This is a genomic window from Megasphaera intestinihominis (assembly GCF_040096415.1).
Lineage (GTDB): Bacteria > Bacillota > Negativicutes > Veillonellales > Megasphaeraceae > Megasphaera > Megasphaera intestinihominis.
On the sequence record NZ_JBBMEU010000027.1, the window covers coordinates 22,586 to 29,052 of the forward strand.

Here is a 6,467-nt window from a genome sequence, read left to right on the forward strand (position 1 = left end):
CTCCTTACTATGTATTTTTTCTTTACTTTTTCTTTAATTATGATATAATAATAGTGTGTACAAATTTCATAGTGAGGTGATACTGTGACCGAAAAAGTTCTGATCAACTTAAAAATCGACAAGGCCGTCAAAGAGGCGTTCGCGGCGCTTTGTAAATCAAAAGGCGCCACGGTCTCCGGCGAAATAAAACGATTTATCTACGCCGAGGTCAACGCTGCCAAGAAAGGGGGCCAGTCATGAAAGCCTTATCACTGCACCCTTTTTACGCCGTCGACATTGCCTGCGGCGACAAAACCGAGGAATTTAGATCCTGGCAAACGCCCTACCGGGGCGACCTGCTGATTTGCAGCAGCCAGTATAACGACGGCCCGCTGTTCCCCCGTGGTTACGCCCTTTGTATCGTCGAGCTCTATGGCATCGACAAAGGGCCGAAAGGCTACAGCTGGCATCTGCGCAACCTGCGCCCCATCGTTCCCTTCAAGGTCAAGGGCAAATTGCATCTGTTCGAGGTAGATGACCATCTCATCGACCCCATCGTCTGTGATGTACCCTGCACGGAAGACATTCTCTATCAGCTATGGGAGGAGATGGGCATCGTGACGCTTGACTAAAGCTTTTTGAGCTTGTCTGCCGTGACGAATTCCTCATAAATGGGTACGCCCATTTTCTTCATGAGGGCCGTTCGCTGGGCCTCATCTTCACAGATGACCGTAAAATAAAAATACGCTGAGTTTTCGGCGTCTTTTTGTTTATTCATCTGCTTGCGTTCGTCTTTGATTTCGTCGAGCTTGTCTTTCGTCTCTTCCGCTTCCTCACTGTCGGCTACCAATTTCCCGATTTCCCCGCCATTTTCCCTGAACACGATATCCAAGTCGCTGTCAGAAAAGCCGAGCTGATCCAGGTCGGGCGCCTCGAACTGCATGTCACGCAGGGCATCATAGTCGAATTCGCCCATCATAGACTGGTTGTTCAGCTGGACGTTTAAAATCTTTTCGTCTTTTTCCGAAAGATGAACGACCGACACGGTCAGGGTGTAATCGTTATCCGGATATTTATACGTTTCATCCAGAATAGACAGCCGTTGATGGCCACTGACCAGGACGCCCGTCGTTTCATTCCAGACGAGCGGCTGCACCAGGCCGAACTTTTTCAGCCCTTTCTTGAGCCGCTTCCGGGCTTCGTCGGTAATCGTCCGCGGATTATAGGCCGCCAGTTTGATTTGGCTGCGCTTGATCTTCTTGATTTCGTACGCTTCCATTTGTTTCTTATTTGCCATAATGCTCATACCTCACGACCGCCGCTTCTATCAAAGGGAAGACACGGCGGATTTTTTCATAATCCGAGGGGAATGCCTGCTTGATTTTATACAGTTCCCTGCCCTGCAGGCCCCGGAAGGAAAAGCCGAGTACCCGGTTCTCCAGGGATAACGGCAAATGGCGCATTTTCACATAGCTGAGTACCTGCGCCTTATTCCAGTAAGCCAATGGGTAGATACGACCCCGCTTGCGGTCTATGGCGCCGCTTCGCTTCATCATCGCATTGCGGACAATGCTGTCGGCCATGCGTTCGCCTCCGGCAATCCAATAGATCCCCGTGCGGTTCCTCAAGTATGCGTAAATGTCCTTGGTCTTTATCTTGGAAACGGTATAATCTGGCATGCGGAACGAGCCATCACGCATGAAGTCGCTCAGCATGAAGTGAGGGATGCGGATGATAGGGACGCCGTACCGCTTTTCGTAATATCTCAAGGTCCGTTCCTGGAATTCCAGTCCCTTCACGATATACATGAAATAAGGCTGCACGACCGGGAAGAAATGGGCACAGACGTCGAGCGTGGCGACACTGTCTTTCCCGCCGGATAACCCTACCAATACCTTATTTGTCAACTTACTCGCCGTTCGTGCAACCTCAAACATGCTGCTTAACCTCCCTGTCCGCCGTTCGATTTTCTACGATAGGTATTACGGACTGCCTGACGGCGTGACGCCGTGTTGACCTTACGGCGGTTGACGCCCGTTGTCCTGTTGATGCGCTTCTGAATATCCGATGTGGTTGTTGCCATAGAATCACCCCCTTTCAGGCTAAAATAAGCCGTTTAATTATATACTCGTTGTATACTTTTTCTTGTATAAAAAAGAGCCGTCACAACAGACGACTCTCTCTATTCATATTGGGGGATAGGAAGGACTCGAACCCTCGATGCCCCATGGCGGACATACCTAACAACCAACTATCCCAGGTCGGACGATTCCGGGGGTATGCCTGTCCAGCGTGACAGACACACACTACTATTGTACACCCGGCCACGTCCATGTTGTGCGCTGTTAGATTGCCTATCACTAAGAACAAAGCACACATTGTAGAGACGGGACTGATACCGCGCAATGACCGAACGGCGGCATCTGGTCCCCGTCCCCGATACTGTCATTATAGCACGCAAAGCTTGTCATGTGGTGCTACGAATGTGCTACAAAAGTGTTACGAATGTGCTACAGCTTTTCAGTTATCCACAATCATTGTGTATCCTGCGTGAATAACTCCATGGGGATGGGGATGTCGCCAGGGCCAAGCATCATGTCCGCCATCAGGCTGAGGATGCGGTCGATGCGCCGGCGGCAGTAACTTGGGGAGCAGTGGGCCGTCCGGGCCGTCATGTTCCAGGGGTAGTGATTGATGCAGCGGCTCACAATGATATTCCGGTCGGTAACGGTCAGGGCGTCGAGTGTCCGGTCGACACGCAGCAGAATCGGCTCCAGATCGTTGATGCGGCACTGTAATTCCGTGATGCGCTCTAAGGCCCGTTCATTGGCAAAATAGGCCCGTTTCTCGGGGCTCAGATTGTTTGCCCCGCCGCCCGGTGTCGGCGAATAGCCCGGCACTTTAGGCGCCGGCATGGCCTCCATCTGAGCTTTCTTGTCGGCAATCTCCTCTTTGAGGTTCTTGATATACACCGCCGTCCGGTGATAGCGGTGCAGCAGGCCCTTGACCTGCTCAATGCGATCATTCGTTTCCATCTCCCCAGTCCTCCTTCATCCAATAGCTTTCCGTGTGATAAGCATTGCGCCGGATGGCCCGCCTAAAAGACTCCTCGGCGGCCAGTTTCCGGCTCTTCATACAGCTTCGTTCGTCGTTGCACTTCCGGACCCTTTGCCCGAATTCGTCCCGGAACCAATGCCAGCCGGAACGAGGAAGGGGCCGCCCGCAGAACGCGCAGCGGCTCTGGTGTGGGACGAGGGTCCCAGGATTTAGTTCCGGCTCTCGGTTCCAGGGCATCAATGGCGGTTTTTGTTTCCGTCTTTTATTTTTGCGTCCCATATCCGCTATAAGCCCCCTATTTATTTACGCACAATAAAGTTATCGTAAGGGCCACCCAAAACGTTATACAAGCCCCGTAGAACGAATATTTAATAATGTCCCGCACTTCTTACCGCCTCCTCCCGCGAATTTTCTTGCAGGTGTAATGCATCCGCTTCCGGATCTTGAATATCGTGTCGGCCTGGTAAGTCTCAATGTCAGACTCAGAGCGCTTGCCACTGGCTCTCTTTTCTTTCGGCGCGTAGTGCTTGCGCTCCTCGTCCGTCATCTGGTGGGAATGTACCGGCCCTGGTTTGTACCAGTTTTCCATAGCCTCACCGCCCTATTTAAAGATCATGACAAGCATCGTCACAAACGCCGCCATGCATACGACGGCGTAAATGGTGAGCCCAATCCATACCTTTCGTTTCGTCATGCTATCACGCTCCTACCGTTTGGGCGTCGAGGCAATCGGCGCCCAATAATCTACTTCACACATCGGGATGAGACGGGTTTCCCCGTCTACGAGCCAATGATCCTGGCAAAACACCCCGACGGCTTTAAATTCCCACTCCGTGCCGGCGTGCATCGCTACGAGTACGCGCCGCTGCGGAATCGGTAACTGCTCATTTACATCTACCCATCGCATTTGCATCATCCTCCCGTAATGATTTCAATAGCACCTTAGCTCTTTCCATGCGTTTCCTGATGGCTTCTTTATTGGCATGCGCCTCTTTACGTTTCCTGAAGCAGTTACCGAGTGCGATATTCAAAATATCTGTGTTTGTATTGTGATTGATGGTGCTATAGATGCGGTTCTCATCATCAGCATAATAATAAGCTTCGTTTTCTTCTGGAACGAACGGCGCTTTCATCGCCTGGGCCGCTCTTTCAATGGCCAGCTTGATGCCGACTTCCGGATTGAAAGCGTCGTCGGGATGGCACTTCGCCCAGCCAAAGTAGTTCGTTTTGTTGTCGTCATCAACGAACGTGACTACGATGGTCCCGCGCGCAGTCCATTTTATCGAGTTGGCCTTGTTCATCGGGAGCCCGTATTTTTCTGCCTCCCGCAAAAAGATTTCATTGATATAATTCCGAAAATCTGCGCTTTCTTTCTGCCTGATGTCAAATTTCGGTGGCTTTTTGGGAGACTTCTGTAGATTTTCAAACGTACCGACGTCGTTGTAACCATCAACATTTTCAAAGTAGCAGTACCTTTGTCCACATGATCCATATACAGCGCAACGAGAACATAAATTCTTGCAATATTCTTTCAAGGTGTTTATAGCCATCTTGGCCATCTTGTCATCGATCATTTTTTACCTTCTTTCTGAGTTTGGGATGCAGTTCGTTGAGTTTGTCGTCCGGCATGGGGATGATTTTGATTTCAGCGCGCGGCCATACCGGGTCGACGCCTGCGATGCAGCTGTAGGCCACATCAGCGATATAGCCGTCGTCCTCTACGATGCCGGCTTTCTCTAAAATGTCTGCCGTCGCCTGGACCAGCCCGAATAAATCGGGCCAGCCCTTGCGGTTCGGCATGTAGTATTCGACGTTCATCCGGGCCGCGCAATCAATCGTCCGGAAGCCGCGTGGCTTCTGGGTCATCAGCTGACACAGGGCCATTTTTTCATAGTCCCGGTATTGTTTGGACTGGATGAGTCCATAGCGGGTCTTGGTCATGCTGTTCTTCTTGGTCATAGGGCGGCCGTCGATCGTGAATTTATAAACCATGGGCGCCTCCTAGAACGGGATTTCTTCATCTTCCGCGGCGTTCCCCATGTCATCAAAGGACTGACCTGGCGCGGCGGCTTTCGTGGCTTTTGGTACGGTCCCCACGAAAGCCGCTGTGACTTCACTGTAATAGTGTTTAGTGCCGTCCTTTTCGTATGAGTTCGCCGTGAACCGGCCCATCACTACCACCCGGTCACCTTTTAAGAGGCTCTGCGCAAGATCCGACGACGGCGGCCAGCATGTCACCGGAACGAATGACGTCATTTCTTTTGCCTGTCCGTCCCTCCCCTTGTAGGTTTCTGAGCAGGCCACTGTCATCCGGACGAGGGTCTTGCCGGTCCGGGTCACGCTGACTTTCGGGTCGCGGGCCAGGTTGCCCATGAGTTGCACATTATTCATTTTTCATTCCTCCTAAGACCAACTGATAAGTATTTCTTGTGGATTAACGGATACTTTATAGCCCATACCGTCGATGGCCTGCGCAACAGCAGCATCAACCGCATCGTCACCCGCTTTTTCAATCGTGGCGTAGTTCTTCCCGTCCTGGCAGGCTTTATCAATCACGGCCCGGACGCGTTCCATGCTCATGTCAATCAATCTGATCACCTCCTTAATCTACAAACACAACGTTCCCGTCGTGATCTACAAAACTTTTATGCAGCAAATCGTAGTCATCGGCCAGGCGGCTGATGTCTTCCAACGCCTTCACGACGTCGTCATATTCCATATTCATGCCGTCGTTCGTAATCGGCATGTCATAGATACACCAGAAATTGGGATATCGCCGATTGCGCCTGAGCACATTCAGTTCAAATAATTCATCATGCTGGCCACGAGCGACGGTAGCCCCAAAGCCATTCAGGCAATGAAATTCATAGTAGTCTCCGTCTTCATGGTATTCAGCCCATGGTTCAAATCGTCCGAATTCCATATTATTCTTCATCTCCTCTCGGTTTTACGGGTTCAATGTACGGGATGTAGTTCATTACCACCTTTATAGCTATCCAGATGAATTTCATGGCCATTTCATTTACATGCTTGTCGGGGCTCCAGTTGGTCCAGCTCCGGCTATATCGGCTAATGCCTTCATCGATTAACTGCTCCAAATCGTCGGTGTCGAAAGAATCTTCTAGGTCAAACGACCCAGCATCGTCAACTAGATTCCGGATACATTCGTTTAAGATTTGTCTTGAGGATATTTTGAAATTCAGTTCACGGATTAAATCGATGAACATAATTTTGTCTTGCAGGATGTAGTCAGGATTTGTTCCCACTGTATATTCCCGAAAAGCATCCCGAATATTCCTTCTGAATTCTTCTAAAAATTTTTCGTCGTTAAGATAAGCTGTATCGTATGGAAAAATTGAAACAGCCACGCCTCGAGGAAATTGTAAAATGTATCTTTCTGTCATCTTCTTCTACCTCTCTCCGCGGTTCCC

Annotated in this window: 13 protein-coding genes; 2 read left to right on the forward strand and 11 right to left on the reverse strand. The window is 50.5% G+C overall.

Features of this window, described 5'->3' with window-relative positions; all coding sequences use genetic code 11:
- Positions 1-84 precede the first annotated feature (84 nt).
- Both WMO23_RS05885 and WMO23_RS05890 read left to right on the forward strand, forming a co-directional pair.
- Complete coding sequence (locus WMO23_RS05885) at positions 85-240, forward strand: hypothetical protein (protein ID WP_349173490.1); 156 nt, start codon at positions 85-87, stop codon at positions 238-240.
- Positions 237-611 carry an ASCH domain-containing protein gene (locus WMO23_RS05890; protein ID WP_349173491.1) on the forward strand — a complete coding sequence of 125 codons (375 nt, stop codon included), beginning with the start codon at positions 237-239 and terminating at the stop codon, positions 609-611. Before WMO23_RS05885 ends, WMO23_RS05890 begins: the two co-directional genes overlap by 4 nt.
- Here WMO23_RS05890 and WMO23_RS05895 read toward each other — a convergent pair.
- From WMO23_RS05895 to WMO23_RS05945, 11 genes are all read right to left on the reverse strand, one after another.
- Complete coding sequence (locus WMO23_RS05895; RefSeq protein WP_349173493.1) at positions 608-1,276, reverse strand: ParB N-terminal domain-containing protein; 669 nt, start codon at positions 1,274-1,276, stop codon at positions 608-610. The genes WMO23_RS05890 and WMO23_RS05895 overlap by 4 nt on opposite strands.
- The gene (locus tag WMO23_RS05900; RefSeq protein ID WP_349173495.1) at positions 1,266-1,916 is read right to left on the reverse strand and encodes a phosphoadenosine phosphosulfate reductase domain-containing protein; all 651 of its coding nucleotides are present in this window, start codon (positions 1,914-1,916) and stop codon (positions 1,266-1,268) included. Before WMO23_RS05900 ends, WMO23_RS05895 begins: the two co-directional genes overlap by 11 nt.
- 5 nt (positions 1,917-1,921) lie before the next feature.
- Positions 1,922-2,062: a hypothetical protein gene (locus tag WMO23_RS05905; RefSeq protein WP_349173496.1), complete on the reverse strand. Its 141-nt coding sequence runs from the start codon at positions 2,060-2,062 to the stop codon at positions 1,922-1,924.
- A 451-nt stretch (positions 2,063-2,513) separates the two neighbouring features.
- Positions 2,514-3,014, reverse strand: coding sequence for an RNA polymerase subunit sigma-70 (locus tag WMO23_RS05910; protein WP_349173498.1), 501 nt, complete (start codon positions 3,012-3,014; stop codon positions 2,514-2,516).
- Between the two features lie 410 nt (positions 3,015-3,424).
- Positions 3,425-3,625 carry a hypothetical protein gene (locus WMO23_RS05915; protein WP_349173499.1) on the reverse strand — a complete coding sequence of 67 codons (201 nt, stop codon included), beginning with the start codon at positions 3,623-3,625 and terminating at the stop codon, positions 3,425-3,427.
- Between the two features lie 295 nt (positions 3,626-3,920).
- On the reverse strand, positions 3,921-4,610 hold the full coding sequence (locus WMO23_RS05920; RefSeq protein ID WP_349173501.1) for a hypothetical protein: 690 nt from the start codon (positions 4,608-4,610) through the stop codon (positions 3,921-3,923).
- A complete protein-coding gene (locus tag WMO23_RS05925) occupies positions 4,600-5,028 on the reverse strand; it encodes a RusA family crossover junction endodeoxyribonuclease (RefSeq protein WP_349173502.1) in 429 nt (142 codons plus the stop codon). Before WMO23_RS05925 ends, WMO23_RS05920 begins: the two co-directional genes overlap by 11 nt.
- 9 nt (positions 5,029-5,037) lie before the next feature.
- Positions 5,038-5,427: a single-stranded DNA-binding protein gene (locus tag WMO23_RS05930; RefSeq protein WP_349173503.1), complete on the reverse strand. Its 390-nt coding sequence runs from the start codon at positions 5,425-5,427 to the stop codon at positions 5,038-5,040.
- Positions 5,428-5,439: 12 nt separating this feature from the next.
- Positions 5,440-5,625 carry a hypothetical protein gene (locus WMO23_RS05935; RefSeq protein ID WP_349173509.1) on the reverse strand — a complete coding sequence of 62 codons (186 nt, stop codon included), beginning with the start codon at positions 5,623-5,625 and terminating at the stop codon, positions 5,440-5,442.
- Between the two features lie 13 nt (positions 5,626-5,638).
- Positions 5,639-5,959: a hypothetical protein gene (locus WMO23_RS05940; RefSeq protein ID WP_349173505.1), complete on the reverse strand. Its 321-nt coding sequence runs from the start codon at positions 5,957-5,959 to the stop codon at positions 5,639-5,641.
- Position 5,960: 1 nt separating this feature from the next.
- Positions 5,961-6,440: a hypothetical protein gene (locus tag WMO23_RS05945; RefSeq protein WP_349173507.1), complete on the reverse strand. Its 480-nt coding sequence runs from the start codon at positions 6,438-6,440 to the stop codon at positions 5,961-5,963.
- Between the last annotated feature and the right edge of the window lie 27 nt (positions 6,441-6,467).